General features: G+C 71.3%; 22 protein-coding genes and 1 pseudogene. 9 read left to right on the top strand and 14 right to left on the bottom strand.

What is annotated here, in order from left to right; translation table 11 throughout:
- Positions 1-53: 53 nt before the first annotated feature.
- Positions 54-1,439 (bottom strand): 3'-5' exonuclease, encoded by a 1,386-nt coding sequence (locus MUY22_RS13195; protein WP_247059864.1) that lies wholly within the window; start codon positions 1,437-1,439, stop codon positions 54-56.
- Between the two features lie 192 nt (positions 1,440-1,631).
- Between MUY22_RS13195 and MUY22_RS13190 the strand changes: the two genes are divergently transcribed.
- Positions 1,632-2,435, top strand: a complete 804-nt coding sequence (locus MUY22_RS13190) for a thermonuclease family protein (RefSeq protein ID WP_247059863.1) — start codon at positions 1,632-1,634, stop codon at positions 2,433-2,435.
- Between the two features lie 14 nt (positions 2,436-2,449).
- Positions 2,450-4,732 (top strand): helicase-associated domain-containing protein, encoded by a 2,283-nt coding sequence (locus MUY22_RS13185; protein WP_247059862.1) that lies wholly within the window; start codon positions 2,450-2,452, stop codon positions 4,730-4,732.
- On the opposite strand, the gene MUY22_RS13180 is transcribed toward MUY22_RS13185, so the two are convergent.
- Together MUY22_RS13180 and MUY22_RS13175 are read right to left on the bottom strand one after the other, a co-directional pair.
- Entirely contained in the window at positions 4,729-5,382 is a 654-nt protein-coding gene (locus MUY22_RS13180) for a class F sortase (protein ID WP_247059861.1), read from the bottom strand. The genes MUY22_RS13185 and MUY22_RS13180 overlap by 4 nt on opposite strands.
- Positions 5,379-5,876 carry an excalibur calcium-binding domain-containing protein gene (locus tag MUY22_RS13175; protein ID WP_247059860.1) on the bottom strand — a complete coding sequence of 166 codons (498 nt, stop codon included), beginning with the start codon at positions 5,874-5,876 and terminating at the stop codon, positions 5,379-5,381. Before MUY22_RS13175 ends, MUY22_RS13180 begins: the two co-directional genes overlap by 4 nt.
- Before the next feature lie 302 nt (positions 5,877-6,178).
- Here MUY22_RS13175 and MUY22_RS13170 point away from each other — a divergent pair, with 302 nt between their 5' ends.
- Positions 6,179-6,805, top strand: coding sequence for a response regulator transcription factor (locus MUY22_RS13170; RefSeq protein WP_247059859.1), 627 nt, complete (start codon positions 6,179-6,181; stop codon positions 6,803-6,805).
- 6 nt (positions 6,806-6,811) lie between these two features.
- Here the strand turns inward: MUY22_RS13170 and MUY22_RS13165 are convergent, their stop codons facing one another.
- The 6 genes from MUY22_RS13165 to MUY22_RS13140 form a co-directional block, all read right to left on the bottom strand.
- Positions 6,812-8,008, bottom strand: coding sequence for a hypothetical protein (locus MUY22_RS13165; protein ID WP_247059858.1), 1,197 nt, complete (start codon positions 8,006-8,008; stop codon positions 6,812-6,814).
- 276 nt (positions 8,009-8,284) lie between these two features.
- Positions 8,285-9,715: a GAF domain-containing protein gene (locus tag MUY22_RS13160; RefSeq protein ID WP_256475992.1), complete on the bottom strand. Its 1,431-nt coding sequence runs from the start codon at positions 9,713-9,715 to the stop codon at positions 8,285-8,287.
- A gap of 64 nt (positions 9,716-9,779) precedes the next feature.
- Positions 9,780-13,088, bottom strand: coding sequence for a thiol reductant ABC exporter subunit CydC (gene cydC, locus MUY22_RS13155; RefSeq protein ID WP_247059857.1), 3,309 nt, complete (start codon positions 13,086-13,088; stop codon positions 9,780-9,782).
- A 44-nt stretch (positions 13,089-13,132) separates the two neighbouring features.
- Positions 13,133-14,140 carry a cytochrome d ubiquinol oxidase subunit II gene (gene cydB / locus MUY22_RS13150; protein WP_247059855.1) on the bottom strand — a complete coding sequence of 336 codons (1,008 nt, stop codon included), beginning with the start codon at positions 14,138-14,140 and terminating at the stop codon, positions 13,133-13,135.
- Positions 14,141-14,392: 252 nt separating this feature from the next.
- Positions 14,393-15,865, bottom strand: a complete 1,473-nt coding sequence (locus MUY22_RS13145) for a cytochrome ubiquinol oxidase subunit I (RefSeq protein ID WP_247059852.1) — start codon at positions 15,863-15,865, stop codon at positions 14,393-14,395.
- Between the two features lie 88 nt (positions 15,866-15,953).
- Complete coding sequence (locus MUY22_RS13140) at positions 15,954-16,919, bottom strand: S41 family peptidase (protein WP_247059850.1); 966 nt, start codon at positions 16,917-16,919, stop codon at positions 15,954-15,956.
- A gap of 184 nt (positions 16,920-17,103) precedes the next feature.
- Between MUY22_RS13140 and MUY22_RS13135 the strand changes: the two genes are divergently transcribed.
- On the top strand, positions 17,104-17,691 hold the full coding sequence (locus MUY22_RS13135) for a TMEM165/GDT1 family protein (RefSeq protein WP_247063852.1): 588 nt from the start codon (positions 17,104-17,106) through the stop codon (positions 17,689-17,691).
- 116 nt (positions 17,692-17,807) lie between these two features.
- Entirely contained in the window at positions 17,808-18,476 is a 669-nt protein-coding gene (locus MUY22_RS13130) for a DUF998 domain-containing protein (RefSeq protein ID WP_247059848.1), read from the top strand.
- On the opposite strand, the gene MUY22_RS13125 is transcribed toward MUY22_RS13130, so the two are convergent.
- From MUY22_RS13125 to MUY22_RS13115, 3 genes are all read right to left on the bottom strand, one after another.
- A complete protein-coding gene (locus MUY22_RS13125; protein ID WP_247059846.1) occupies positions 18,473-18,853 on the bottom strand; it encodes a DUF6188 family protein in 381 nt (126 codons plus the stop codon). The two genes, MUY22_RS13130 and MUY22_RS13125, sit on opposite strands and share 4 nt — an antisense overlap.
- Positions 18,854-18,935: 82 nt before the next feature.
- Complete coding sequence (locus MUY22_RS13120) at positions 18,936-19,577, bottom strand: IclR family transcriptional regulator (protein WP_247059844.1); 642 nt, start codon at positions 19,575-19,577, stop codon at positions 18,936-18,938.
- Entirely contained in the window at positions 19,574-20,428 is an 855-nt protein-coding gene (locus MUY22_RS13115; protein WP_305879381.1) for a hypothetical protein, read from the bottom strand. Before MUY22_RS13115 ends, MUY22_RS13120 begins: the two co-directional genes overlap by 4 nt.
- An 85-nt stretch (positions 20,429-20,513) precedes the next feature.
- On the opposite strand from MUY22_RS13115, the gene MUY22_RS13110 reads away from it, so the two are divergent.
- From MUY22_RS13110 to MUY22_RS13100, 3 genes are all read left to right on the top strand, one after another.
- Entirely contained in the window at positions 20,514-21,686 is a 1,173-nt protein-coding gene (locus MUY22_RS13110) for a homogentisate 1,2-dioxygenase (protein ID WP_247059842.1), read from the top strand.
- An 80-nt stretch (positions 21,687-21,766) separates the two neighbouring features.
- Positions 21,767-23,575, top strand: a complete 1,809-nt coding sequence (locus tag MUY22_RS13105; RefSeq protein WP_371827610.1) for a substrate-binding and VWA domain-containing protein — start codon at positions 21,767-21,769, stop codon at positions 23,573-23,575.
- The gene (locus MUY22_RS13100; RefSeq protein WP_247059838.1) at positions 23,575-24,312 is read left to right on the top strand and encodes a hypothetical protein; all 738 of its coding nucleotides are present in this window, start codon (positions 23,575-23,577) and stop codon (positions 24,310-24,312) included. Before MUY22_RS13105 ends, MUY22_RS13100 begins: the two co-directional genes overlap by 1 nt.
- A 179-nt stretch (positions 24,313-24,491) precedes the next feature.
- Here the strand turns inward: MUY22_RS13100 and MUY22_RS13095 are convergent.
- A pseudogene (locus MUY22_RS13095) lies at positions 24,492-24,753 on the bottom strand (IS110 family transposase); the annotation flags it as partial.
- A 145-nt stretch (positions 24,754-24,898) separates the two neighbouring features.
- On the opposite strand from MUY22_RS13095, the gene MUY22_RS13090 reads away from it, so the two are divergent.
- Positions 24,899-25,372 carry a DUF4231 domain-containing protein gene (locus MUY22_RS13090; RefSeq protein WP_247059836.1) on the top strand — a complete coding sequence of 158 codons (474 nt, stop codon included), beginning with the start codon at positions 24,899-24,901 and terminating at the stop codon, positions 25,370-25,372.
- Here the strand turns inward: MUY22_RS13090 and MUY22_RS13085 are convergent.
- A complete protein-coding gene (locus tag MUY22_RS13085; protein ID WP_247059835.1) occupies positions 25,369-26,283 on the bottom strand; it encodes a LysR family transcriptional regulator in 915 nt (304 codons plus the stop codon). The genes MUY22_RS13090 and MUY22_RS13085 overlap by 4 nt on opposite strands.
- Positions 26,284-26,329 lie beyond the last annotated feature (46 nt).

The raw sequence follows: 26,329 nt of genomic DNA, 5'->3' as shown, positions 1-26,329 counted from the left end.
TGAACCAGGCAGGACACTCGTTCAACCGAGCCGGTTCCGGCACCGGACCGAGGCTACCGAGTCTGCGGCTGCGCGAGCCACCAGCCGCCGAGCAGGGCGCCGACCCCGAAGATCGCGAAGAAGATCCCGGCGACCAGCGGAGTACCACCGAACATCGCGATGACGACGATGAACATCAGCAGCAGTCCGACGCCCATCAGGACCCGCCCGCCGACCCGCTTTCCCTGGACCGCCACGATCGGACGGGCCGCCGGCGGCGGCTCGAACCCGAGCGCGACCGGCGCTTCCCGGACGCCGAGCACCACGACGCCCAGTTCGCCGGCCCGCCCCAGCCGCGGCTCGTTCGACGCGACAGTCGTGTCCGCCACCAGGTGCGTGACGCTCCCGGTCAGCTTCTTCGCCAGCTGGACGCCTTCCGCGAGCACGCGGGCCCGCAGCTGGTCGGCCGCGGCCGTCGTGCCGAGCACGAGCACCCGCGTCGGCTTGCCGGCCGCAGTGGGCTGCAGGTCGCGGACGGTTTCCGCGACCCCGAGCGCCGTCGCGACCTGACGCAGTTCGCGTGCCTCCGCCGCGGTCACCACGCCGTCCCCTTCGGCGACCGCCCGCAACGCCGTCACGAACCGCTCGTGCGTCGCGCGCACGCTCTCGCCGTCCCAGCCCGCTTCGTCCGCCAGCGCGGCCAAGGCCGACACCTCGGGCGGCGACAGGTGCTGGTCGGCGACGACGCCGGCGAGCAGGTCCAGGTACGCGTCCTCGCCGGTCCGAGCGGCGACGACCCGCTCGACGGCTTCGGCCATCCAGCCCGGCTCGGCCGCCGGGACGTCTTCGCGTGGCCGCAACGGGCCCGCGGCGAACGTCGGCAGCGTGGGCAGCACCGGCCGCGCCGCGAAGGTGAAGCCGTGCCGTCCGAACAGGCCGGTCGCCAGCTGCGCGACGGTCCGCGCGCCGCTCAACGCGGACGGCCCGGGCCGCGGCACCCCGAACGCGGGAGCCACCGTCGCGAGCCGGTAGTTGGGCAGCCGGACGGCGGACCGCGCGGCCGTCAGCACGTCGACGCCCGGCAGCACCGGCACCCGGGCGCCGAGCCGCTCGGCCTCGCTGCCCAGGAACGCCGTGAGGAACGGCAGGTCGTGGGCGACGACGACGCTGCCGCGGCACAGGTTGAGCAGTGACCCCAGCACGGCGCCGAACGACGGCGCGGCGTCCAGCTCTTCCCGCGTGATGCCGTGCAGGACGACCGGGCCGGGCGGCACGCCGGGCCCCGGGTTCACCAGTGTCGTCAGCTCACCGGCGAGCACGCCGTCGGCGCGGACCCGCACCGCGGCCAGCTCGACCACGCGCCCGGGGCGCAGGCCGGTCGTCCGGATCTCGAGGGCGGTGAAGTCGACGCCCTGCGCGGGGTAGCCGCCGGCCCCGAGCAGCGGGAGGGATTCGATCACGTCCGCCAGGTCGCTCGACCGCGCGCCGTTGTGACGGTTTTCGCGACGAAAAGGGTGTTCGTGACGCGATCGTGACGGTTACATTCCGCCGGATAACGACTGGTGGTCGATCACGGTCCGCGGCGTAACAACGGCGGGAGATTTCCCGAGTACACCGTCGGCACGTCGCGTCGAAGAGCAAGGAAATCCGCCATGAAGCGCCTACCGAATTGGCTGAAGATCGTCCTGGCCGCTTTCGGCGTCCTGTTCGTGCTCGGCGCCGTCTTCGGGAAGGCGCCCGAGCCGAAGCTCACGGCCGCCGCACCGACGACCACGGCTCCCACCAGCACGACCAGCGCGACGCCGACCCCCACGCCGGTCGCCGTGACCTACACGGTGGAGACCGTGACGGACGGCGCGAACGTCGTGGTGAACGGCAGCGACGGCACCCGGAAAACGGTGCGCGTGCTCGGTGTCATCGCCCCCGTCACCACCGTCGGCTGTTACGCGGCGGAATCGCTGGCCTGGGCCGCGACGACCCTTTCCGGGAAAACCGTCCAGCTCGGCGCGGAAACCGTCGACGGCATCACCGTGACGCTGGCCGGCGGGCAGGATTACGCGACACTGGCGCTCCAAAACGGCTATCTCAAGTACGCGACGAGTGCCGCGGCGCCGGCACTGGCCGCCGCCGAAAACACGGCGCACCAGGCCGTCAGCGGACTGTGGGCGGCGCCGTGCAACGGCACGATCGACGTCCCGGCGCCGACCCCGACCCCGACACCGAGCCCGACGCCGATCCCGCAGCCGCCGGCCCCGGTGGCCACCAAGGCGGCCCCGAAGCCGCCGCCCGCGCCGGTGACCACCCAGGACGCACCGGCGCCGGAGCAGGATTCCGCCGCGTACTACAAGAACTGCACCGCCGCCAAGGCCGCCGGCGCCGCACCGCTGTACCGCGGCGAGCCCGGCTACCGGGCCGCGCTCGACCGTGACGGCGACGGCGTGGCCTGCGAACGGTGATCTAGCCTGGGCCGATGACCACCGCCGACGGATTGCTCGGGCGGCTCGCGGAGCTCGACCGGGGGCGCCTGGCGACGGTGCTGGCCCACCGGCCGGACGTGCTCGGGGAGCCGTGGCCGCGGCGGCTGGACGTCGTCGCCGCCCGGCTCGGCACCGCCGCCTCCCTGAACGAGGCCCTGCTCGGGTTGCCGACGCCGCACGCGCAGGTCGTGCGGGCCCTGCAGCTCTGTCACGCGCTGGGCACCGGACCCGCGCCGATCGCCGACGTCGCGCGGCTGCTCGGTACCGGTCCCGCCGTCGCCGAGTCCTTTGTGGACGAACTGGCGGACCGGGCGCTGGTCTGGCGCGAGCCCGGCGGCGTCACGCTGCCGGAGCTGCTGCACCGGACGAACTTCCGGGCGGACGGCCTCGGCGAACCGGCCGCGCACCTGCTCGGCGAGCTCGGCACGACGCGGCTCGCGCAGCTGTCGCGGGCCGTCGGCCTGCCGGACGACGTGCGCCGGACCGAGCTGCTGAGCGGCCTCGTGGAGTTCTTCCGGGACGCCGACGGCCTGCGCGAGCTGGCCGGCACAGCACCCGAGCCCGTCCAGAAACTGTTGCGGGACATGGCCGACGGCGTTCCCGAGATCAACGCCGTGACGCCGCTGCCGGGCACGCCGGAGGCCTGGGCGTTCGAGCGCGGCTTCCTGTTCGGGACGTACTACGGCAGCGCCGCCATGCCCGTCGAGGTGTCGCTGGCCCTGCGCGGCCCGGACCACCCCCTGCCGTTCACGCCGGTGGAGCCCGAAACCCCCGTCGTCCACATCGGCGCCGAGTCGGCCGAAGCCGCGTCGTCGGCCGCCGCGTTGCGGCTGCTCGACCGCGTCTCGGCGGTGCTCGAACTCGCCGCCGCCGAGCCGTTTCCGCTGCTCAAGGACGGCACGATCGGGTCGCGGCTGATCAAGAAGGTGGCCAAGGAGGTCCGCGCGACGCCCGCGGAGATCGAGCTGGCCATCGACCTCGCCGTGCAGACCGGGCTGCTGCTCGCCGAGGAGCCCAACCCGCCGCGCCGGGGCCAGAAGGCGCCGCCGCCCACGCTCGAACCGGACCCCGACGTCGTCCGCCCCGGCCCGGCGCTGCTCCACCGCCTGCTGCTCACGACCTGGTGGGAACCCGCGCCGCCGGTGGAAGGCCCGGGCCACGGCGCGCAGGTGCGACGGCTGGTCGTGCGGTTGCTGGCCCGGCTGGCACCCGGCACCGGGATCACCGACGTCGACGCGCTGACGCGGCTCGCCGAGTGGCACGCACCGATGCTGGCGGCCGAGGACTTCGCCGGGCACGTGCAGGCCGCGCTCGCCGAGGGCGAGCTGCTCGGCGCCGTCGCGCACGGCGCCGTCACCAAGGCCGGGCGCGCGCTGCTCGACCCGGGCAAGCTCGTGGCCGTCACCGAAGAACTGGTGGCCCACGCCCGCACGACGGCGTTGTTCGGCACCGACCTGACCGCGATCGTGCCCGGCTCCCCCGACGCCCGCCTCGCCGCGCAGCTGGACCGCGCCGCCGATCGCGAGACCCAGGGCACGGCGACGAGCTGGCGGTTCTCGCCGTCGACCGTCCGGCGGGCCTTCGACCAGGGCGCGACGGCGGCCGAGCTGCTCGGCGAACTGGGAGCGATCGCCGGCGGCGAGCTGCCGCAGCCGTTGGTGTACCTGGTCAACGACGTCGCGCGGCGGCACGGCGAGGCGCAGGTGTTCGACGTCGCGAGCGTCGTCACCGGTGAACCCGCGGTGCTCGCCGAAATCGCGGCGCACCGCAAGCTCGTGAAACTCGGCCTGCGCTCAGTGGCTCCGACGGTGTTGACGTCCACAGTGGACGCCTCACGCACGCTCGAAGCGTTGCGCGACGCCGGTTACGCGCCGACGCACCACGCCGCCGACGGGAGCGTCGTGCTGCCGGCGCGGGAGCAGGGCGAGCCGAAGGTCGCCATCCGCGATCCCGAAGCCGCCGACCGGAAACCCGACCCGCTGGACCACGCGGACCGGCTGCTGGCGGCCCCGCCGAGCGGCCCGAGCCTGCTGCGCGGGCAGCTCGCGCGGGCGATGAGCGACCGCTACGCGGGGCGGCTCACGCCGAAGCAGCAGCAACTCTGCTGGCAGCTCGAAGCCGGCATCCCGGTGGACGTCGTCTACCGCGCGGACGGCGCCGAGCCCGCGCGGCTCGTCATCGCGTACCCGGAGCTGGACGACGACGTCCTCGACGTCTGGTCGCTCCACGATCGCGCCTACCGCCGGCTCGAGCTGGCGCGGATCGACCTGGCTTAGGCCTCGACGGCGGTGAGCTTCGCGAAGGCCACGACGTTGTCGAGGTAGTTCCCGCTCGACCGGTCGAACGCGCCGCCGCAGGTGATGAGCCGCAGCTCGGGCTCGGTCGTGTCGCCGTAGACCTCGTCCGTCGGGAAGTCGGCCTTGGCGTAGCGGTCGACGCGGTAGACGGTGAAGACCGCCGTCCGGCCGTCGGTGCGGCCCACCCGCACCAGCTCGCCGGAGCGCAGGTCCTTCAGCTTGCCGAACGCGCCGGGCACGTGCTTGTAGTCGACGTGCGCGGCCAGCACCGCCGGCCCGACCTCGCCGGGCGACGGGGCGCCGGTGAACCAGCCGACGGTCGTCGCGTCGGGCGGGACCTGCAGCTCACCGCCGGGCGTGAGCCCGAGATCGGCGATCGACCCGGCGCGCACCCCGATCGCCGGGATGCTCAGCGACGCCGGTTTCGCCGCCGGGAGCCCGCCGTGCGGCGGGGCGGTCGTGGTGCCGGCGCTCCCCGCGGCGCTCGTGTAGGGCGGCGACGGCGGCGGCGCGACCTCGTCCGTCGCCGGAGAGGAGAAGGCCAGGACGAGTGCCACGACCACGACCACGCCGAGCGCGGCGGCCACCGCCGCGATCGCCGGCCACAGCGGTGGGTGCGGCCGCCTCAACTCGCGCGCCGGCGCAGGTAGAGCACCATCCCGCCGGACGTCGCCGCGGCCAGCAGCGCGCCGCTGAGCAGGAGGAACCCGGGGGTGCCTTCGTCGGGCTCGCCGCCGCCGGTGGCCACGCCGCCGACCGGCTTGACCTTGACCTGGCCGCCCGTCGTGGCCTTCTTGATGGTCGTCGACTTCGGGGTGGTGTGGGTCTTCGTCGAGGTCGACGGCTGTGCCGAGGTGGGCACGGGCTTGGTGGTGTTCTGCACCGGGCGGTGCGGCAGGGACTCGCAGGCGATGCCGTCCTTGTCGGAGTCCAGGTTGTTGGGGTCACCCGGCGTCGCGTCGAGGACCGCCTGCGCCTCCTCCTGGTACGTGAAGTTGCCGCAGTCCACGTCGCCGACCGCGAGGGGCGTCGCGAGTTGCGCGGAGGCGAGGGAGACGGGGCCGAGGAGAGCGAGCCCGGCGACGGCTGCGGCCGTCGTCAGGGCACGACGAAATAAGGACAACGGAAGTCCTTCCGGGGAAGAATCGGAGTCGAACACGGCTCTGGCGCCGCGATGCGTGGTTAATATCGCGGCGCCGTCGACGCCGTTACGGACATTTCCGAAATTCGTGCGGCCGCCGGGAAACGCCAGGGCTCAACCAAAAGCCGGGCGCCTCGTGATTCTTCGCCGGATTGATGATCGAATCGCGTTGACCAGCGTTTTCGGCCGTCCGGAAATTCGTCGCAATACGTACCGGTCGGAATGTCGGACGATCTCCGTCACCTCTTCGAGCGAATTGGCCGTCCACCCCGTAACCTGGGGGTATGCCGATCCAGGTACTGCTCGTCGACGACCACGAACTGGTCCGCCGCGGGCTCCGCGACCTCCTCGGCGACGAGCCCGACATCGAGGTCGTCGCCGAAGCGGGCAGCGTCGAAGAGGCGTTGGCGGTCGCGATGCACGTCGAGCCGGAGGTCGCGGTGGTCGACGTCCGCCTCGGCGACGGCGACGGCATCACGCTCTGCCGCGAGCTGCGGTCGAAACCGAACCCGCCGGCGTGCCTGATGCTCACGGCGTTCGACGACGAAGAGGCGATGGTCGGCGCGATCATGGCCGGCGCGGCGGGCTACCTGCTGAAACAGGTGCGCGGGCAGGACGTGGTGAACGCGGTCCGCGAAGTCGCGGCCGGCCGGTCGCTGCTGGACCCGGTGAGCACCGCGCGGGTGCTGGACAAGATGCGCCACCCGCCGACGGACGAGCTGGCCGCGCTGACCGAGCGCGAGCGGGACGTGCTCGAGCTGATCGGCCAGGGCCTGTCGAACCGGGAGATCGCGGAGCGGCTGTTCCTCGCCGAGAAGACGGTCAAGAACTACGTCACGTCGGTGCTGGCGAAGCTCGGCATGCAGCGCCGCACGCAGGCCGCCGCCTGGGTCGCGCGCCGGGAGAAGTAAACGCGGCTACTTCACCAAACCGCCAAGGGACGACCACTGCCCCGTCACCGCGAAGACGATGGCAAGAATCACGACGATGAGCAAGCTGATCGTCTTCCACCCGTTCTGCACGAAGGCATTGAACGCCTCGTAGCGCCGCCGCCCCGCCGAGCTGCGATCGGGTTGCTGCAGCACGTCGGCCACAAGCGGTTCGACCCGAGCGGGCAGAGAAGCTGGATCCTCGACCGTGAGCAGAGCGAGAGATGCCACGACGAGCTGCCGATAACCGAGAGTGCGTTCCTGATCGAATCCCGCTTTGATCGCGTGACTACGCAGCTCGCCAGTCACTCCGCGATAAGCAGCAGTGACCCTTTCGTGGTCACGGGGAGTCAACGTGTCGGCCATCCCCCGCGCACAGCGGTCCGTGTAGTGAGCCAACCCGAATCCGACACGGTGCGTGTAGTTCCGCCAGCGCGCAGCGATGAACGATCGCGGCAGTTGCGCGCCACGGATCGGTCGCTCCGAGAGGCGACGCTCGTCCAGGTACCACAACAGCCGGAACGCGTCGTGGATCAGCGTCCGATGCGGGAACACGTATCGCAGAGCCGACTGCACCAGGTACAACCCGAACACGGCCAGCCCGAGACTTGCGACCGTCCCAGCCTGGCTGAAGTCACTGACCTTGCCCGCGTCTGCGCGCGCCGGGAAAGTCACGACAGTGATCGTCCCCCCGGCCCACACCATTCCCGGCAAGAGAGCGGCCAGCAGTGTGAGACCGCTCATGCGGTTCGCCGTATAGGAAGCCGCCAGATCACGCAGGGTCTCGTCCCGATCGTGGTCGTCCAGGAGTGACCAGTCGCCCGCCTGATGTTTCGAGGCAGCGCGGAACGTACGGCTGCCCATGACCAGATAGCAGGCGATGTAGAACGGGGCGAAAAGGAATACGACCCAGACTGTGACCGCACCCATACCGACCCTGTACGCGACGAGCCCGAGAGTCTCGGCGACCAGTACGACGAAGAACACGCTGAAGCTCAGCCTGAGGAGACGAGTCCAGTGCGCGCGGCAGCTCCCGTCATGGAATCGCCGCCGGTACCGGACCCGCAGGAACCCTCGCAGCAGGCCGTCATGCTGGATGATCCGGCAACCGACGTGGCACCACGCCACCAAGGCCGCGAACAAGACCAAGCGAGCCGCGAATCCACGCATCATCGTCTCGAGCATTGGCCCCCCTCAACTCTTGATCGATCAGTCTAGGCCACGAACTCGCCGATTGGGGCAACATGAGCAAAGGTGCCGCAAGCCGCCGTTCGCTGCGTACTTTTCACGGCCGTGTCACCGAGCGCCACGTCAAGCGGGGTTTGCGGACTCCGGATTCACTCGAACGTGAGTCGAATATATGTTCGAGAATTCGATAAGATCCTTCCTGAGGACGTGGGAAGGAGGCTTGGATGACCCGAGAAGGGTGAGGCCGAGTCTTGTCGGTCGTGTGTGCCGGTTTCAGTCGAGTGGCAGGTCGAACGCGACGAGCGTGCCGAGGCTGGGCGAGGAGTTCAGGAAGAACTTCCCGCCCGCGGCGTCCGCGCGTTCGGCGAGGTGGCGCAGGCCACGGGTGGCGACACCTTGGGGGACCCCGGAACCGTTGTCCCGGACGCGGAGCTTCACGCCGTGCGAGTCCCGGGCCAAGGTGACGCGGGTTTCGCTCGCACCCGAGTGTCTGACCACATTGGACAGTGCTTCACGCAGGGCGGCCCGGATGTGGTCGGCCCGTTCGGCGGGGACGTCGGCGAACTCACCAGACAGCTCCAGGGTCGGCGGGTAACCGAGCAGCTCCCCCGCGATACGGACCTCGCCGCGCGCCGATTCGGCAAGATCGGCAGGCGTGCCGGTGTCGTGGCGAGGTTCTGCGGACCGCAGCGCGCGCACGGTCCCGCGGATCTCCTCGATGGTCTGGTCGAGCTGGTCGATCGCGTCGGACAGGCGAACACCGTCGGCCTGGGCGAACCGCTTGCGCATGTTGCGCCGCACCCGGTCGAGCTGCATCCCGGCGCCGTAGAGCCGTTGGACGATGACGTCGTGGAGCTCGCGAGCAATCCGCTCCCGCTCCTCGTACAGCGCGACGCGGTGGCGAGCATTGGCGCCCTCGGCAAGCGCGAGCACCACCCCGGCTTGCGCGGCGAAAGCGACGAGCATTTCGACGGTTCCCGCGGAGAAGGGCTCACGCCCCTGCTTCCGGTAGACGGTGAGAGCACCCAGCACGCGCCCCCCGGACCCAAAGGGAGCGGCGGCGAAGGGCCCATAGCCGTGAAGCTCGGCCGGGACGTAGGGCGCGGTCCGCGGATCAACGGTGAAGTCATCACTGGCGATCGGCTCACCACCCCGAGCCACCCGCCCGGCGGCGGAGTCGGCGGAGAGCGAAAGCCCACGAAGCGACTCACCGACGACGGGGCCAGCACCACCACTGTCAGCGGCTGACGCCGATTCAATGCCGCGCACGCCTGGCGCCGACGCGACTGGCGCCATTGCGCTTGGCGCCGGCACGGCTGCTGCCGTCGCGCCTAGCTCAGGCGTGCCTGGCGACATGCCGGGCGCCGCGGCGGGGTCGTCGCCCGACGCACCTGGCTCACCCACACGTCCGGCCTCACCCGGCGACCCGGCCCCTGAAGCGTCGGGGGCCGCATCGACATCGGTGGCTCCCGCACGCGTCGGCGCGGCGACCTCGCTCGGGTGCGGCGTCGCGTAGTGCGCGGCTTCGACGACGACGCGGCCGTCGTCGGCGCTGACCATGGCCAGGCCCAGGTCGGCGTCGGCGAGTTCGGCGGCGCGGGCGACGACCGTGTCCAGCACCGCGCCCGGGTCGTCGCCGGACAGGGCGGTGCTGGTGATCTCGGTGGCGGCGGACAGTGCCCGCGCGGCAAGCGTCGGATCCATGAGTTCCGTCATTATCGCGCGGCGCGGCGGCGGCGCGGCAAGGACACAGCGGGAATCGATCACGTCACCCCGCCACCGGCACTCGCGTGACGACCCGGCCGTCCCGGACCTCGAGCACCACGTCCGCGTGTTCGGCCTCGTCGGCGCGGTGGGTCACGTGCACCACGGTCCGCCCCGCGAGCACCGCACGCAGCTGTTCCCGCACGGCGCGCGCGGTCGGCTCGTCGAGGTGCGCGGTGGGCTCGTCGAGCAGGACGAGCCCCGCCGAAGACGCCCCGAGCAAGGCCCGCGACACTGCCACTCGCTGCGCCTGCCCACCGGAAAGCCCACTGCCACCACTGCCGAGCACGGTCTCCGGCCCGACGTCGTCGAGCGCGGCCTGGTGCAAGGCGTCCCGCAGTTCGTCCTCGGTGGCGGTCGGCCGCGCCAGCCGAAGGTTTTCGCCCACGGTGGTGGCGGCCAACATCGGCTCCTGCGGCGCCCAGGCGACACCATCGGGCACGTTGACGACGCCTCGCGAAGGCGAAAGAAAGCCGAGAAGCGCGGCAACCAGCGTCGACTTGCCGGCCCCACTGGGCCCGACGACGGCGGCATAGGTCCCGGGAGCAAGAGCCAGATCAACCCCACGAAGCACGACGGGCCCATCCGGCCAGCCGAGGTCAGCCCCACACAGTTCAACGGACGGCCGCTCGCCACCCCCGAACGCGCCCTGGTGCAACCCGCCGACCGCCACTTCGGTCCGGGGCCGAGCAGCATCGATCTCGGCCGGGCGCTGTTCGGTCTGGTGCGACCCCGCGGCCACCAGCCCGACCTGCGGCTTGGTTGGCACCATGTGGCCGGCCGTGGCTGGGGTGTCGGCCAGGCGGTGGCGGGCCTGCTTCAGCGTGTCCCAGTGCTGGGCCACCGGTGGCAGCAGCGCCAGCACTTCCGCCAGCGCCAGCGGCACCAGCGCCAACAGTGGCGCCAGCACCGGGTCGAGACGGCCGACCGCGACCGCTTGAGACGCGAATGCCATGCTCACGATCGCCGCCGTGCCGCAGGCTAGCGTCACCAAGGCTTCTGCCGCGCCGGCTCCGAATGCCTGGCGGCGGGCCTGGGTCACCAATCGGGTGTCCGCCTCGGCCAGGGCATGGCGACGATCGTGAGCACGGCCGAATGCCAGCAGCTCGGCCGCCGCGTCGAAGAGCACCAAGACCCGGGTAGCGACGTCGCGTCGGCCGGTTGCCAAGGCTGACGTTGCTCGGCGTTCGGCTCGCAGGGCGACCAGTGGGGCGCACAACCCCAGGGCGACCGCCGCCGCGAGGGTCCAGCCTGCCGCGGGGAGGACCCACGCCTCGACGGCGATCGCTCCGGCCGCGACCAGCGCGACCACCAGTGGCGGCGAAACCACCCGGGGCAGCAGGTCGCGCACCGTGTCGACGTCGGCGACCAAGCGCTGCTGGCCCTCGCCCGCTCGCAGGCTTCGCGCCGGTCCTAGGCGAACAAGGGACTTCCACAGCCTCACCCGAAGGCGGCCCGCGATGCGGAACGCGGCGTCGTGCGTGACCAGGCGTTCCACGTACCGGAGGCCGGCTCGGCCCAGGCCGAACGCGCGGACGCCGACCACCGCGACCGTCAGTGTCAGGATCGGCGGCTGCTGGGACGCCTTGGCGATCAGCCAGCCGGACGTCGCGGTCAGCGCGACGCCGGCCAGCAGCGCGACCGCGCCAAGCGCAGCGCCGCCGAAGAGCCGTCCGTCCAGCAGGGCACGCCAGGGCAGGCGCGAGCCAGAAGAGTCCACTGTGGACGCCTCAGGTGCGTCCACAAAAGAAATCGACATATCGACCGCTGCCGTGCGCTCGTGGGCCGCGATCACCGCCGCGGCTCCGTGGTCGACGGCGCGCTGCACCGCGTCCAGCACCAGGCATGCGTTGGCCTCGTCGAGGTGGGCCGTCGGCTCGTCCAGCAGGAGGAGCCAGGCGCCGTCGCGGACCCGCAGCAGTGCCCGCGCCACCGCGACGCGCTGTCGTTGGCCCAGGGAAAGCTTCGCCACCGGACGGTCCGCCAGCCCGGCCAGGCCGAGTTCGGCGAGGACGACGTCCGAGCCGACCTCTTCGCGGACCGTGCCGCCGGTGAACACCGGCGACTGCGGCACCCACGCGACCTGCTCCCGCCAGCGCGCGAGGTCGGCGTCGGCGAGGTTCGTCGTGCCGATCGTGATGCTTCCGTCGTGTGCGGGGACGAAGCCGAGGAGCGCCGAGAGCGTCGTCGACTTGCCGCCGCCGCTGGGGGCGCGCAACCAGACCGTCTCGCCGGGGCGGATCGCGAACGTTTCGCCGTCCGGGGCGAAACCGCCGCGCCGCGCCACCCGCAGAGCGGAAACTCGCAGGTCACGACCGTCGATAAGCGCGCTGCCGCGGGAAGGCGCGGGCACCGCCAGCAGGTCGACGACCCGGCGGACCGCTTCGACGCCGTCTTCGCTGGAGTGGAACGCCGCGCCGACCGCGCGCAGGGGCTGGTAGCACTCCGGCGCGAGGATCAGCACGCCGAGCCCGATGGCCAGCGGCAGGTGGCCGCCCGCGAGGCGGACGCCGATCACCACCGCGACGAGCGCGACCGACAGCGTCGCGATCAGTTCGAGCACGAACGCCGAGGAGAAGGCGACCTTCAACGTCTTGAGCGTCGCGCGGCGGTGGCGTTCGGAGAGCTTCCGGACCGTCTCGGCCTGGGCGTCCGCGCGGCGGAACGCGGTCAGCACCGGCAGCACGCGCACCAGTTCGAGGAGCCGCTCGGACATCCGGTGCGTCGCGTCGGTGGCGCCGGCGACGCGGCCGGCGGTGTACTTGCCGACCAGGATCGCGAACATCGGCAGCAGCGGCACGGTCAGCGCGACGATCACGCCCGACGGCCAGTCGGCGAACAGGATCGCCGCGCCGGCGCCGAGCGGGACGACGGCCGCCGTCACCAGCGCGGGCAGGTACTCGCGGAAGTACGCGTCGAGCGCGTCGAGGCCGCGGGTCGTCAACGCCGTCAGCTCGCCGTGGCCGCGGCGGGCGATCCACTCCGGACCGAGGCGCAACGCGTGGTCGACGGCTTTCGCGCGCAGTTCGCGTTGCGCCGTCGCGGCCGCGCGGGCGGCGACCGTGCGCACCGCCCAGCCGGTCAGCGCGCGCGTCGCGACGAGCGCGAGCAGCGCGGCCAGCTGGGCGGTGCGTCCCCCGAACCCTGCTCCGACGATCGCCGCGAGGACGTCGGCGAGCAGGAATGCCTGGGCCACCAGCGCGGCGGCGTTGAGGAAAGAGAGGATCCCCACCAGGGCCAGCGCTCGGCGCACGGCCGGCACGAGGGCCGGCAGTGCGCCGAGCGGGCCCTTTCCCGGCCGCGCCGAGTCCATTGTGGACTCCGAGGCGAGAAGAGGAGCGCGCCCGGGAAGCTGCGTCATGGTGCGTGGACCGCCGGGATGTGCTGGGTGCCGATGCGCTTGCGGAACACCCAGTACGTCCAGCCCTGGTAGATCAGCACGGCGGGAGCCCCGAAGACGGCGACCCAGGTCATCACCGTCAGCGTGTACGGGCTCGACGCCGTGTCGGCGATGGTCAGCGTGTTGGCGGCGTCGAGGGTCGAGGGCAGGACGTTCGGGAAGAGCGAGCCGAACATCGTGACGGCGGCCCCGGCGATGACGACGCCGAGCGCGGCGAACGCCTGGCCGTCGCGGTCGGCGCGCAGCTTCAGCCAGGCGACTACCGCGGCGAGAGCACTGATCCCAAACGCGAGCAGTGTCCACAGCGTGCCTTCGCGCCACTGGACGACGGCCAGGAAGGCGACGACCGGCACCATCGCGAGCGGCAACACGCGCAGCGCCAAGGTCCGGGCGCGTTCCCGGAGGTCACCGGTGGTTTTGAGGGCGAGGAACGCGGCGCCGTGGGTGATCGAGAAGGCGGCGACGGCGACCGCGCCGAGCAGGGTGTCCCAGCGGAACGCGGCGAACGCGGAGCCCACGCGGTTGCCTTCGGCGTCGAGGGGCAGGCCGAGGACGGTCGTCGCGAGGATCAGCCCGACGCCGAGCGGCGGGATCCACGAGCCGGCCACGATCACGCGGTCCCACGCGCGGCGCCAGCGGTCGGAGTCGACCTTGCCGCGGTATTCGAAGGCGACGCCGCGGCCGATCAAGGCGAGCAGCAGGAGGAGAAGCGGCAGGTAGGCGGCGGAAAAGAGGCTGGCGTACCACCCGGGGAAGGCGGCGAACATCGCCCCGCCGGCGACGATCACCCAGACTTCGTTGCCGTCCCAGACGGGCCCGATGGTGTTGACCATGACGCGGCGCTCGGTGTTGTCGCGCGCGAGCACCGGCAGCAGCATGCCGACGCCGAAGTCGAAGCCTTCGAGGAACAGGTAGCCGGCCCAGAAGAAGGCGATGACGCAGAACCAGATCGTCGGGAGGGTCATCGGACGCCGCCTAGCACGTCGGCCCGACGTTCGGCCGTGATCGAGCCTCGATCGCCGTGAGTTATCCACAAGTGGTCGAGTTGTCCACAGATTTGCTGTGGGTAACCCGTGAGAGTGACCAAGCCGATACGCTGGGTTCGGGGCCGCCCCCCGGGACGGGTGGGGGCTGCTTTGCGGGAGGTTGGGCCCGCAGCAGGGGGTTTTGCCTGGTCAGCGGGCTTGGGGTGGGTCAGGGTGCTCATCGTCGCCGCCTCAGTAGGCGAACGCGAGCGTGTCGCCCGGTTCGTTGTCGTCGTCTTGCTTCTTCGGGGGCATCACCGCGTCGACGCCGCCGCGGATGTACTTGCGCATCAGGTACAGCTCCACCACGCCCAGCACGGCGTACACCGTGGTCAGGGCGATGAGGGACGTCCAGACCTCGCCCGTCGACAACCGCGAGACCGCCTGGGCGGTGAACATCCAGACGCCGTCGACGCCCGACGGGTTCGGGGCCACCACGAACGGCTGACGGCCCATCTCCGTGAAGATCCAGCCCGCGCTGTTGCCCAGGAACGGGGTGGCCACGCCGGCCAGGACCAGCCACGGGAACCAGCGTGAGCCGGGGATCCGGTCGCGGCGGGTCAGCCACAGGGCCAGCAGGCCGATGCCCGCCGACACCGCGCCGAAGCCGATCATCATGCGGAAGCCCCAGTACGTCACCGGGAGGTTCGGGACGTAGTCGATCGGCTTTCCCGCGAGCGAGCCCAGGTCCGGGTCATTCGGGTAGTTCGTGCCGTACTTCGCCTGGTACTCCCCGATCAGGTCCTCGACGCCCTTGACCTCGGTCTTGAAGTCGTTGTGCGCCAAGAACGAGAGCAGCGCCGGCACGTTGAACGTCTTGACGTCTTCGCAGTTCGAGCCCGCGACGTCGCCGATCGCGATGATCGAGAAGCTCGCCGGTTGTTCCGTGTGGCACAACGCTTCCGCAGACGCCATCTTCATCGGCTGCTGCTCGAACATCAGCTTGCCCTGCGTGTCACCGGTGATCGCGAGGACGGCGAACGCGGCGATGCCGACCCAGCCGCCGAGGCGCAGCGACGTCCGCCAGACGTCCTGGTGGTCGCCGCGGCGCCAGAGGTGCCAGCCGGCGATGCCGACCAGGAAGGCCGCCGCCACCGAGAACGCGCCGGCCAGTGTGTGCGGGATCGCGGCCAGCGCCGTGTTGTTCGTCAGCACCGCCCAGATCGAGTTCATCGTCGGCTTGCCGTTCTCGAACGTGACGCCGACCGGGTGCTGCATCCACGAGTTCGCGGCCAGGATGAAGTACGCCGAAGCCATCGTGGCCAGCGAAAACGCCCACGCGCACGCCAGGTGCACCTTCTTCGGCAGCCGGTCCCAGCCGAAGATCCACAGGCCGAGGAACGTCGACTCGACGAAGAACGCGAGGAGCCCTTCCATGGCCAGCGGCGCGCCGAAGACGTCGCCGACGAAGCGGGAGTACGCGCTCCACGTCATCCCGAACTGGAACTCCTGGACGATGCCGGTCACCACGCCCATGGCGAAGTTGACCAGCAGCAGCTTGCCCCAGAACTTCGTCATCTTCAGGTGCCGCAGCTCGCCGGTGCGGACCCAGCGGGTCTGCATCGCCGCGACCAGGATCGACAGCCCGATGGTCAACGGGACCATCAGGAAGTGGTAGACGGTGGTGATGCCGAACTGCCACCGCGCTAGCTCAAGGACCTCCACGTAGCCCAGCGTGCTCCGGGCCCGGCGGCGCGACCAGTTCAACTGGTCCCGATGTGCCCAGGACCAACGTCCTGGGTGACTACATCCACTACATCCGGTCGAGCGCCGCCCGCGCTTCCTCGGCGACGGCCCGCCGCGGGCCGGTGTCGCCGAGGTCGAGCACGTGCTCCAGCGCCAGCGCGTACGCCGTGTCGAACGCCTTGTCCGCGTCGACCGGGATGTCCGGGCGGACGCCGGTGCCTTCCCAGTTGTCGCCGGTCACCGGGTGGAAGCCGCGCGCGATCGACACCGTCACGTCGAGGTGGGTGTCCACTTTGAACTGGTTGCGCGGGTGCGCGCCGCCCCGGGTCGCCGTGCCGACCGTCTTCGCGCGGCCCAGCCGCTGCAGCGAGAAGCTGACGTCCTCGCCGCCGGAGAACGTGTCCGGCCCGGTCAGCACCCACACCGGCTTGCCCGCGCCGAACAGCGTGCCCGGCACGTACGGCCAGGTCCACATCTCGCTGGTCTTGTTGCCTTCGCGCTCGTAGATGCTCAGGTAGTGCGTCGGCTCGTCGACGAGGTAGCTGATCAGCATCGCGACCGTGCGCGGGTCGCCGCCGCGGTTGCGGCGGACGTCGAGCAGCAGCGCGTCGGTGCCGGAGAGCAGCGTCATCGCCCCCGCGACCGCGTCCCGCACGATCTCCGCCGGGTAGAACATCGTCGTGTCGAGGTAACCGACGTTGCCCGCGAGCCGCCTCGCGGCCGCGAGGCCGTAACCCGAGAGCTGGGCTTCGAGGCGGTACGCCTCCATGTCGAAGGCCTCGTCGTCGCCTTCGGCGTCCGGGACCGGGTCGACGTGGTGGCGCAGCCGCACGTGCTTGTCGCCGTTCACCGACTGCAGATCCACTGTGACGACCGTCGCGAACTCGATGTCGTCGAGGTCCGCGTACGCGCCTTCGTCGAGACGCCGGCGAAGCACCTCCGCCAGCTTCGCCGCGACGTCCGGGAAGACGTAGTGCGCGTCCAGCCGGCGGATGACCTCGTTGACCTGCGCAGTACGCGCTTCCGTCCCCATGACCGCAATCTACCGCAGGCCACAACCGGAAATTCGGCGTGCCGAAGAAAATTGTGCAACCGACCGCGATGACAAATTCATGGGTACCGATTCGGCAATTTCGCAGAAGCCATCAGCTTGCGACTCGCTGAACCGCCCCTTTATCGTTGCAGCGAAAGGGGCGAGAATACTCATGACTACCGCGATGGTGGCGTTGATCAGCGCGTTCGGCCTGGTCCTCGCCGTGGAGCTGCCGGACAAGACGCTGGTCGCGACCTTGGTGCTGACCACCCGTTTCCGGGGCTGGCCGGTATTCGCCGGGGTGTGCGCCGCGTTCGCCGTGCAATGCGTCATCGCGGTCGCGTTCGGCAGTGTGTTGACGCTGTTGCCGGACGTCGTGCTTTCCCTGGTCGTCGCCACGATGTTCGGTCTCGGCTCTTTCATGCTCCTTCGCGAGGGATTCAGTGACGCGGACGAAGCGGGCGAAGACGCTTCGCGCACGGGCCCCTCGCCGGCGACCTTCTGGCGCTCCGCGCTGACGTCGTTCGGCGTGCTCTTCGCCGCCGAGTGGGGTGACGCCTCGCAGCTCGCGACGGCGAGCCTCGCCGCCCGGATCGGCAACCCGATCGCGGTCGGCGTCGGCTCGTTCGCCGCGCTCGTCGTGGTGGCCGGGCTCGCGGTGTTCATCGGCGGCAAGATCCGCGGCAAGATCCGGCCGAAGCTGATCCAGCGCGTCGCCGGGTTCGCGTTCGCCGGTTTCGCGGCGTTCGCCCTGCTCCAGCTGGCCTTCTGACCTGGACGTACGAGTTCTTCACAGGATCACGCGGTAACCTTTCGGGAACGAAAGGGTGAGGGCAAGGTGAACACCACCTTGCCCTTCTCCATGCCTCGACCAGCAGGAGACCGCAGGTGACCGCTCCGAAGCCGCAGACCGCCGTCTCGCCGGTGCACGGCAGGCTCGCGCTGGGCGGCATCGGCCTGGCCGTGGCCATCTCGATCGACCTGCACCTGCGCCTGTCCGGCCAGGTCAGCCCGATCTGGCAGACGCTGTCGGAGTACGTCTACGGCAAGCTCGGCGGCTCGTCGGCCGCGCCGCTGTTCAGCGCGATGTGCCTGGCGCTGGCCCTCGGCTCGGTCGCGCTGCTCACCGGCATCGCCAAGGCGCGCCGCCCGGGCACCACCGCCGTCTGCGTGCTGCTCGGCGTCTGGTCGGCCGGGCTGCTGGTGTGCGGGCTCGTGCCCGTCGACCCGGACGGCGAAGCGCGTTCGCTGTCCGGACAGGTGCACAACATCGCCGCGCTGACGGCGTTCGTCGCGCTGCCCGCGGCCGCGTTCGTGCTGACCCGCAGGGGCCGCGAGCGCTGCCCGTGGGAGCCGCGCCGCACCACGATCCGGCGCTTGGCCACGGCGAGCTTCGCCAGTGTCGGCGTCGTGCTCGGCGGCTTCGTCGTGACGCTGATCGTCGGCCCGGCGCACCAGGAGGTCACGCTCGGGCTGTTCGAGCGGCTCCTGTTCACCGTCGACGTCGCGCTGCTGCTGAGCATGGTCCGGCCGCTCGTGGCCGCGTCGCGGCGCTAGTTCGACTCCCCCGGCCCGACCAGGATCGGCTCGATGCCGTGCCCGGTCAGCCACCACGACTCGTACGCCGGATCCGGCCAGACGGACAGCTCGGCGCCGTTGTCGAACGTCAGCGCGAGGCTGCCGGACCGCAGCCGGACGGCCGTCACCGTGTGGCCGAACAGGTCGAGCACGGGCGCCAGCGCGGCCCCGGTCGCCGGTCTGAGGTCGTGGCAGCGGCCGTCGGCGTCACGCAGCCGGAACGACGTCTCGACGACGAGTTCGGCGTCGACGCGCGGCTCGTCGTCCTCCGGCTCGTCGACGAGTTCGAGACGCACCTGGAAGTCGAACGCGGTCCGGCGGACCGCGCAGCCGACGAGCTCTTCGGGAATCTTCACCGCACCCCCGGCCGGGTCACGACGGCTCCCCGCTGAGCCGCCTCTGACACCACGAGATCACATCCCAGCGCCGATGCGCCAACTACGCGTCCGTTCGGAGCACCTCGGTCAGCCGGGCGGCGGCCGCAACGACCTGCGGCCCGACCTCGGCGGCCTTGAGGGGTTCGAGGGAGACGACGCCGACGCTCGCCCGCAGCCCGGGCACCCCGCGCACCGGCGCGGCGACGCCGGACGCGCCCGCTTCCAGCTCGCCGGCCGAGGTCACCCAGCCGTCGCCGCCGGGGCGCAGGGTCATCGCCTTGCCGGCCGCGCCCGAGTTGAGCGCGTGCCGGCTGCCGACGCGGTAGGCGACGTGGAAACTCGTCCAGGACGGCTCCACGACGGCCACCGCAAGCGCTTGCGCCCCCTGTTCGACCGACAGGTGCGCGGTCGCGCCGACCTTCTCGGCCAGCTCGCGCAGCACCGGGCCGGCCGCGTCCCGCAGCTGCGGCAGGACCTGCCCGGCCAGCCGGAGCAGGCCGACGCCGAGCCGGACCTTGGTGCCGTCGCGCCAGACCAGCCCGCGCTCGGACAGTGGCACGAGCAGCCGGTAGACGGCCGCGCGGCTGGCCCCGATGGACACGGCCAGCTCGGAGATGGTCGCCGCGTCACCGCCGGCGTCGGCCACCGCTTGCAGCAGCGCCAAGCCCCGGTCGAGCGTCAGCGACCCCTCCCGGCCGGTCACAGCAAGCCGAGTTCGCCCATGTCGGCGACCGGCTCGTCGAACGAGGCCGCCGCGTACGACGCGAAGAGCTCTCGCACGGCCTTCGCGGCCGGCTCGGGCAGCGCGCGGGCCTCGTCGGCCAGCGCCTGGCCGTCGGTCTCCTCCAGAGCCGCCCGGACGTCCCCGCCGGACAGGCTGCGCGCGGACGCCACGAGCAGGTTGAGGAAGCCGTGGTGGACGAAGCCGGTGCCGGGGTCGGCGTGCCGGACCGCGCGGTGCAGGCTGTTCGTCGCCTTGAACGAGGCGCCGGCGGACCCGCTGACGACGGCCAGGAAGTCCGCCACCTCGTCGACGCTCGGGAAGTTCTCACCCGCCTTGCCGCCGCAGCGGATCTTCGGCCAGCTGCCGTGCTCGATCACCTTGCGGACACCCTCGAGCCAGCCGACGCCGCGCCGCGGCTCGACGACCCGGATGACGTCCTCGGGGACGAACTCCGAGACGCGTTCCAGCCACACCTCGTCGACGTCGGACGGCGCGGGCATCTCGACCATCCGCAGCGCGAGCAGCTCACTGCGCGACTCGACGATGGAGATCGCCTTCGGCACGCCGCCGAGCCCGGTGTCGATGATCAAGGAAAGCGGCAGCGGCTGCTTCGGCTTGATCTTGATCAACTCGGTGATCAGCTCGGGCAGACGGGACGCCTGGCAGAGAAAAACCCCCAGTACACCCGCGTGTTCGGACTCCCGGCTCGCGAAGTGCGCGCGCAGGGCTTCGGGCATGGCCGCATCGCCCGGCGGGAACAGCGCCGAGTCGTCGACGAGCCTCGCGAACAGGGGAGGGATCCCACGGGGGCCGGGGGGCGTGAGTTCCACAGCGCTTGACACGAATGACACGCTAGTAGCGTACGACATGAGGACAAAATCGTTCGCATAACGGACACGTCAGGAGGGGACATCGATGCCTTACTACCGGCGAGTAGGCGAGATCCCGCACAAGCGGCACACGGCCTTCCGCAAGCCGGACGGCGGGCTCTACGCCGAAGAGCTGATGGGCGTCGAAGGCTTCTCCGCCGACTCCGCGCTGCTCTACCACCGCGGGCTGCCGACGGCGATCGTCGACGCCGTGGCCGTCGAGGAGGACCGCGGGACGCTCACCCCGAACCACCCGCTCAAGCCGCGGGCCTACAAGACCGGCGAGCTCAAGTTCGGTGGTGACGCCGACGCGGTGACCGGCAGGCGGCGGCTGTTCGGCAACGCCGACGTCGCCATCGGGTTCGTCACGGCGACCGCGCCCAGCCCGCTGTACCGCAACGCGGCCGGCGACGAGCTGTTCTACGTCCAGGGCGGCTCCGCGACCGTCGAGACGATCTACGGCAGCCTCGAGATCGGCGACGGCGACTACCTGGTCATCCCGACGTCGTGCACCTACCGCGTCCTCCCCCACGGCGAGGTCGGCCTCTTCACGCTGGAAGCGCGCGGGCACATCGGGCCGCCGAAGCGCTACCTGTCCGCGAAGGGCCAGTTCCTGGAGCACTCGCCGTACTGCGAGCGCGACGTCCGCGGGCCCAGCGAGCCACTGCTGGCCGACGGCGAAGACGTCGAGGTGCTCGTCCGCCACCGCGCCGGGCTGACCCGCTACACGTACGCGACGCACCCCTTCGACGTCGTCGGCTGGGACGGCTGCCTGTACCCGTGGGTGTTCAACATCGACGACTTCGAGCCCATCACCGGCCGCGTGCACCAGCCGCCGCCCGTGCACCAGACGTTCGAGGGCCCGAACTTCGTGGTCTGCTCCTTCTGCCCGCGGAAGGTCGACTACCACCAGGATTCGATCCCGGTGCCGTACAACCACGCGAACGTCGACTCCGACGAGCTGATGTTCTACGTGCGCGGCAACTACGAGGCCCGCAAGGGCTCGGGGATCGGCGTCGGCTCACTGTCGCTGCACCCGTCCGGTTTCACGCACGGCCCGCAGCCGGGCGCGGCGGAGGCGTCGATCGGCGCGGAGTTCTTCGACGAGACCGCCGTCATGGTCGACACTTTCGCCCCGCTGGAACTGGGCGAAGCCGCCGACGCGTCCGAAGACCCCGGTTACGCGTGGACGTGGTCGCGCCGCGGCCCTAAGGGTTAGTCAAGTTTCGGCAACGCGCCCCCGGTGCTCCCCCGCCGACCGGATAATGGACTTTCCGGTCGGCGGAGGGGGCAATTTCGATGATCAATTCCCAGCCAGCGCGAAGAAAGCGGAAAATTCTTCCCTTCATCGCCGCGATTGTCGTGGCCGCGGGGTTGATCATCGGGATCCGGGCCTGGACCAGCAGCTCGGACGACGCGGCCGACGCGCCGAAGTGCACCGGCTCGGACGCGATCGCGTTGCACGTCGCGTCGTCGCCGGAAAAGGTCGGCATCGTCCAGGAAGCCGCGAAGGCCTACTCCGGGCGGTCGGTGGCCGGGCATTGCGTCGACGTCGTCGTGCAGTCGAAATCGTCGGGCGTCGCGATGCAGGCGCTGGCCAACGGCTGGAACGAAGCCACCGACGGCGCGCGCCCCGACGTCTGGACGCCGGCCGCGAGCGGCTGGGTCAACCTCCTGCGCGTCAACGCCAAGGGCGACAGCGCGTCGATCGTGCCGGACGGCGACACACAGTCGATCGCGAACTCGCCGCTGACCATCGCGATGCCGAAGCCGATGGCCGAGGCGCTCGGCTGGCCGGGCAAGCCGATCGGCTGGAAGGACCTGGCCGCGCTGGCCACGGACCCGGCGGGCTGGGCGAAGTTCGGGCACCCGGAGTGGGGCAAGTTCCGGCTGGGCAAGACGAACCCGAACATCTCCACGGCCGGCCTGAACGCCACGATCGGCGCGTACTACGCCGCGACCGGGACGTCGTCGGACCTCACCGCCGCCGCGCTCGAGAAGCCCCAGGCGAAGCAGTTCGTCACGAACATCGAGCAGGCGATCGTGCACTACGGCGACAACACGCTGACGTTCCTGACGAACCTGCAGAAGGCCGACGACAAGGGCGCGGCGCTGTCGTACGTCTCGGCGGTGACCGTCGAGGAGAGTTCGCTGATCGGCTACAACCAGGGCAACCCGACGAACGACCCGGCGAAGGTCGGCCAGCACGCGCCGCCGAAGGTGCCGATCGTCGCGATCTACCCGTCGGACGGCACGCTCAACTCCGACCACCCGTTCGTCACGCTGAACTGGGCCGACCCGACGCGCAAGCAGATCGCCACGGACTTCCTCGGCTACCTGCGCGGGCCGGAGACGCAGCAGAAGTTCGCCGCGCTGGGGTTCCGTTCCTTCGAAGGCAAGCCGGGCCCGCAGGTGACCACGGCCAACGGCGCGCAGCCGGACGCGAAGATCAGCTTCCTGCAGCCGCCGTCGCCGTCGGTGCTCTCGAAGCTGCTGACGACGTGGACCGAGCTGCGCAAGAAGGCGAACGTGCTGCTGGTCGTGGACGTTTCGGGCTCGATGGGTGACGAGGTCAAGGGCACCGGCAAGAGCAAGATCGACCTGGCCAAGCAGGCCGCGATCGACGCGCTCGGCCAGTTCGTGCCGCGCGACCAGGTCGGGCTCTGGCAGTTCTCGACCCAGCTCGACGGCGACCGGGACTACCAGGAGCTGCTCCCGGTGCAGGCGCTCGGGAACAGCGGCAAGGAGACGCTGGCGCAGCGGCTGAGCGGGCTGACGCCGCAGGCGGGCACGGGGCTGTACGACTCGTCGCTGGCCGCCTACGAGTACATGAAGGCGCACCTCGACCCGGCCGCCATCAACGCCGTGGTCGTGCTCACCGACGGCCGCAACGAGGACTCCGGCGGTGTCGACCTCGACCACCTGCTGCCGCAGCTGCGGCCCGAGGGCAACGCGGAGACGGTCCGGCTGTTCACCATCGCCTACGGCGGCGACGCCGACCAGGACGTGCTCAAGCAGATCGCCGAGTCGACCGAGGGGTCGGAATACGATTCGTCCAAACCGGACTCGATCAACCAGGTCTTCACGTCCGTGATCTCGAACTTCTGATGAGATTCGTCCGCGAGCTGGCCGAACCGTGGGGGCTGCTGCTCGGCGCCACGTCGGCCGGCGTGGCGTGGGCCGTGCAGCTGCCGGTGGTCGCCGCGCTCGGCGTCGGCGTCGCGGTACTGGCCGCCCGGGCCGGCGTCGCGCTCGCAACCCGCGAGAAGGAGCCTCAGCCGCGCGAAGCACGGGTCCTGGACGTCACGCCGGGGTCGGCGGAGGCCAACTGGCTGCAACGCGCCGAGCACGCCGCCGACGGGTTCGTTTCGCTGAGCGACTCCCTAAGCGCGGGCCCGCTGGCCGACCGCGTCGCGGACATGGAACCGGTGGTCCGCGAGACGCTGTCGACACTGGAACGGTTGGCAGGCCGCGCCTCGGCGACGGGAAAGGCGCTGTCCCGCGTCGACCTAGAGGCCGTCGCGCGGGAAAAGCGCCGGCTGCAAGGAGAGGTGAAGTCGGCCCACGAGGACGTCCGGGGTGACTTGGAGTCGGCGTTGAGCGCGGTCCAGGCCCAGGCGGACGTCCACGCGCGGCTGTCGGGGGCGCGGGACAAGCTGCTGGCGCAGCTGCAGTCGGGCGCGCTGGGCCTGGACAGCCTGGTGGCCCGGGTAGCGGAACTGACGGCGGCGACGACGGACTTCGCGGTGGACACGGGCGCGGTCCGCGAGCTGAGCGACCAGCTGGAGGGAATCCGCCAGGGAGTCCTGGAGACGGAACAGGCAACGCGCCGATCGCTGGGCTAGCCAGAATTTTGCCGGCCGCCCGGCCTAAGAGGGTCCAGACATCCCCCACCACTCCCAGGGGGGCGACCCCGGGACCAGTCTATCGGCGCCGACCGACCGGAAGGCCGGAAATCGTTCTGGCCCACGAAGTTGTCCACAACCTGCGCCGGGTGTGGACAACTGTGGCGGCCGGGTGAGACCGCGGCTGCGGTGCCCGGGACGGTGACGGTCTGCTCGGCCGGCGCGGTCATGATCGAGTCGATGAGCTTGTCGCCCACGCGAGGCGCGTGAACCTTCGCGATCGCGGTGAGGTGCGCCGCCCGGCCTTGGCGATCCCGGCGGGGCCGCCGCAGCGGGAGAGGATCTCCAGCACGGCCGGTGGCTGACCCGCGAGCCGAGGGCGTGGTCGAGGGCATGGTCGAGGGCGTGGTGAATGCCGGTGAGCAGGCCGCGGATCCGGCTGACCGGAAGGCCGGAAATCGTTCTGACCAAAGGAGTTGTCCACAACCTGCGCCGGGTGTGGACAAACGCCGCAACCGGGTGAGACCGCCGCCGAGCAGGCCCCGCGTGTTTGACCGGATCACCCGCTGGTGTGAACTTCCGTCCCATGAAGGCAGAGTCGCGAAGTCAGTGGGTCCTGGACGCGAAGGGCGTCGACGACGAGCCCGTGCCGCCGTCGGTGCTGGCCGAGTGGCGGCGCTACCAGCGGAACTCGTGGGCCGCGCGGCGCCGGCACTCCGTGGTCGAGATGTCGAGCCTGGTCGTCACCGCCACGATCCCCGTGCTGGCGGCCTTCGCCATCGACGCGCGGCTCATCGCCGCTGTCGGGTCGCTCGCGGTGCTGATCAACGGTGTCCGGGCGCTGGGCGGCTACAAGGAGAACTGGACCAGCCGGACGCGGGCGCGGTACGCGATCGAGAAGGAGATCGCGCTCTTCGCCGCCCACCACGGCACCTACGCCACCTCCGGTGCGGCCGCCGTCCTGGTGGAGACCGTCGAGGAGATCTGCGCCGGGGAGCGCGACGGCTGGGTCGCGCTCCGGCTCTCCTACGGCAGCTCCCGGGCGGCGAAGACGACCTAGCCGGCCCAGCTCGGCCGCCACGTCGTGGCGGCTCGGGCGCCCGGGCGCAGGTGCGCGCGCAGCCGGGCCAGCGCGGGGTGCGCGTTGTCGGCCCGCCAGATCAGCGAGTGCGGGTAGACCGGCGTCGGGTCTTCGAGCGGGACGCGGCGCAGGTCGAGGCCGGGCGGCCACGACAGGCGGATCTCCGCGCCGACCAGGGTGGCGACGTCGGGGGCGTCGGCGATGGTTTCGAGGAGGACCTCGGTGCCGAAGTTCGGGCCGAGCGCGTCGATCGAGAGGCCGAACGCGCTGGCCAGCTCGGCGTAGTAGGCGGTCCACTCGGCGCCGGGCACCAGGCCGGGCATCCAGATCCGGTGCCCGGCCAGCTGGTCGAGCCGCAGGACAGCAGCGTCCGCCAGCGGGTGCGCGGGGCCGGTGAGCAGCTGGAGCGGCTCGTCGAGGACCAAGGTCGCCTCGACGCCGTCGGGCAGCTCCCCGACGGCCACCGCGCGGAACGACGCGTCGATCGAGCCGTCCCGGACCGCCGCGACCGCCGCGTCGGCGTCGGACAACGTCGCGACTTCGAGGGCGACGTCCGGGTGCGCGCGGTGGAAGCCGCGCAGCAGTGTCGCCGTCCCCAGCCGCCGGCCGATGACGTCGACGCGCAGCGCGCGGCGGCCGGACCGCACGGAAGCCACCGCGCGCGCCTCGGCCAGCAGCAGCTCGCGGGCGTGCGGCAGGAACGCCTCGCCGTCGCCGGTCAGCCGCGCGCCGCGGGCGGTGCGCGTGAACAGCCGCACACCAAGGGTTTTCTCGAGCGCGGCGATGCGTTTGGAGACGGCCTGCTGGGTGACCGCGAGGTCGGTCGCGGCGTCCTGGAAGCGGCCCGCGTCCGCGGCGGCGACGAACGTGCGCACGGCATCGAGGTCCACGACAGCCGACTCTAGAACCACAACGCGCCGTTGTGGCTCGCCGCCA

Origin of the sequence: Amycolatopsis sp. WQ 127309 (assembly GCF_023023025.1) — a bacterium.
Taxonomy (GTDB): Bacteria; Actinomycetota; Actinomycetes; order Mycobacteriales; family Pseudonocardiaceae; genus Amycolatopsis.
The sequence above is the reverse complement of the archived record's forward strand: the minus strand, read 5'-3'. Positions and strand labels throughout refer to the sequence as shown.

Excerpts from the sequence above, each read along its gene's own strand:
- cydB (WP_247059855.1), bottom strand. The coding sequence starts at position 14,140 with ATGACCCTCCCGACGATCTGGTTCTGCGTCATCGCCTTCTTCTGGGCC.
- MUY22_RS13190 (WP_247059863.1), top strand. The coding sequence starts at position 1,632 with ATGAAGCGCCTACCGAATTGGCTGAAGATCGTCCTGGCCGCTTTCGGC.
- MUY22_RS13135 (WP_247063852.1), top strand. The coding sequence starts at position 17,104 with ATGGTGGCGTTGATCAGCGCGTTCGGCCTGGTCCTCGCCGTGGAGCTG.
- cydC (WP_247059857.1), bottom strand. The coding sequence starts at position 13,088 with ATGGACTCGGCGCGGCCGGGAAAGGGCCCGCTCGGCGCACTGCCGGCC.
- MUY22_RS13170 (WP_247059859.1), top strand. The coding sequence starts at position 6,179 with ATGCCGATCCAGGTACTGCTCGTCGACGACCACGAACTGGTCCGCCGC.
- MUY22_RS13140 (WP_247059850.1), bottom strand. The coding sequence starts at position 16,919 with ATGGGGACGGAAGCGCGTACTGCGCAGGTCAACGAGGTCATCCGCCGG.
- MUY22_RS13090 (WP_247059836.1), top strand. The coding sequence starts at position 24,899 with ATGAAGGCAGAGTCGCGAAGTCAGTGGGTCCTGGACGCGAAGGGCGTC.
- MUY22_RS13100 (WP_247059838.1), top strand. The coding sequence starts at position 23,575 with ATGAGATTCGTCCGCGAGCTGGCCGAACCGTGGGGGCTGCTGCTCGGC.
- MUY22_RS13165 (WP_247059858.1), bottom strand. The coding sequence starts at position 8,008 with ATGCTCGAGACGATGATGCGTGGATTCGCGGCTCGCTTGGTCTTGTTC.
- MUY22_RS13160 (WP_256475992.1), bottom strand. The coding sequence starts at position 9,715 with ATGGATCCGACGCTTGCCGCGCGGGCACTGTCCGCCGCCACCGAGATC.
- MUY22_RS13105 (WP_371827610.1), top strand. The coding sequence starts at position 21,767 with ATGATCAATTCCCAGCCAGCGCGAAGAAAGCGGAAAATTCTTCCCTTC.
- MUY22_RS13110 (WP_247059842.1), top strand. The coding sequence starts at position 20,514 with ATGCCTTACTACCGGCGAGTAGGCGAGATCCCGCACAAGCGGCACACG.
- MUY22_RS13185 (WP_247059862.1), top strand. The coding sequence starts at position 2,450 with ATGACCACCGCCGACGGATTGCTCGGGCGGCTCGCGGAGCTCGACCGG.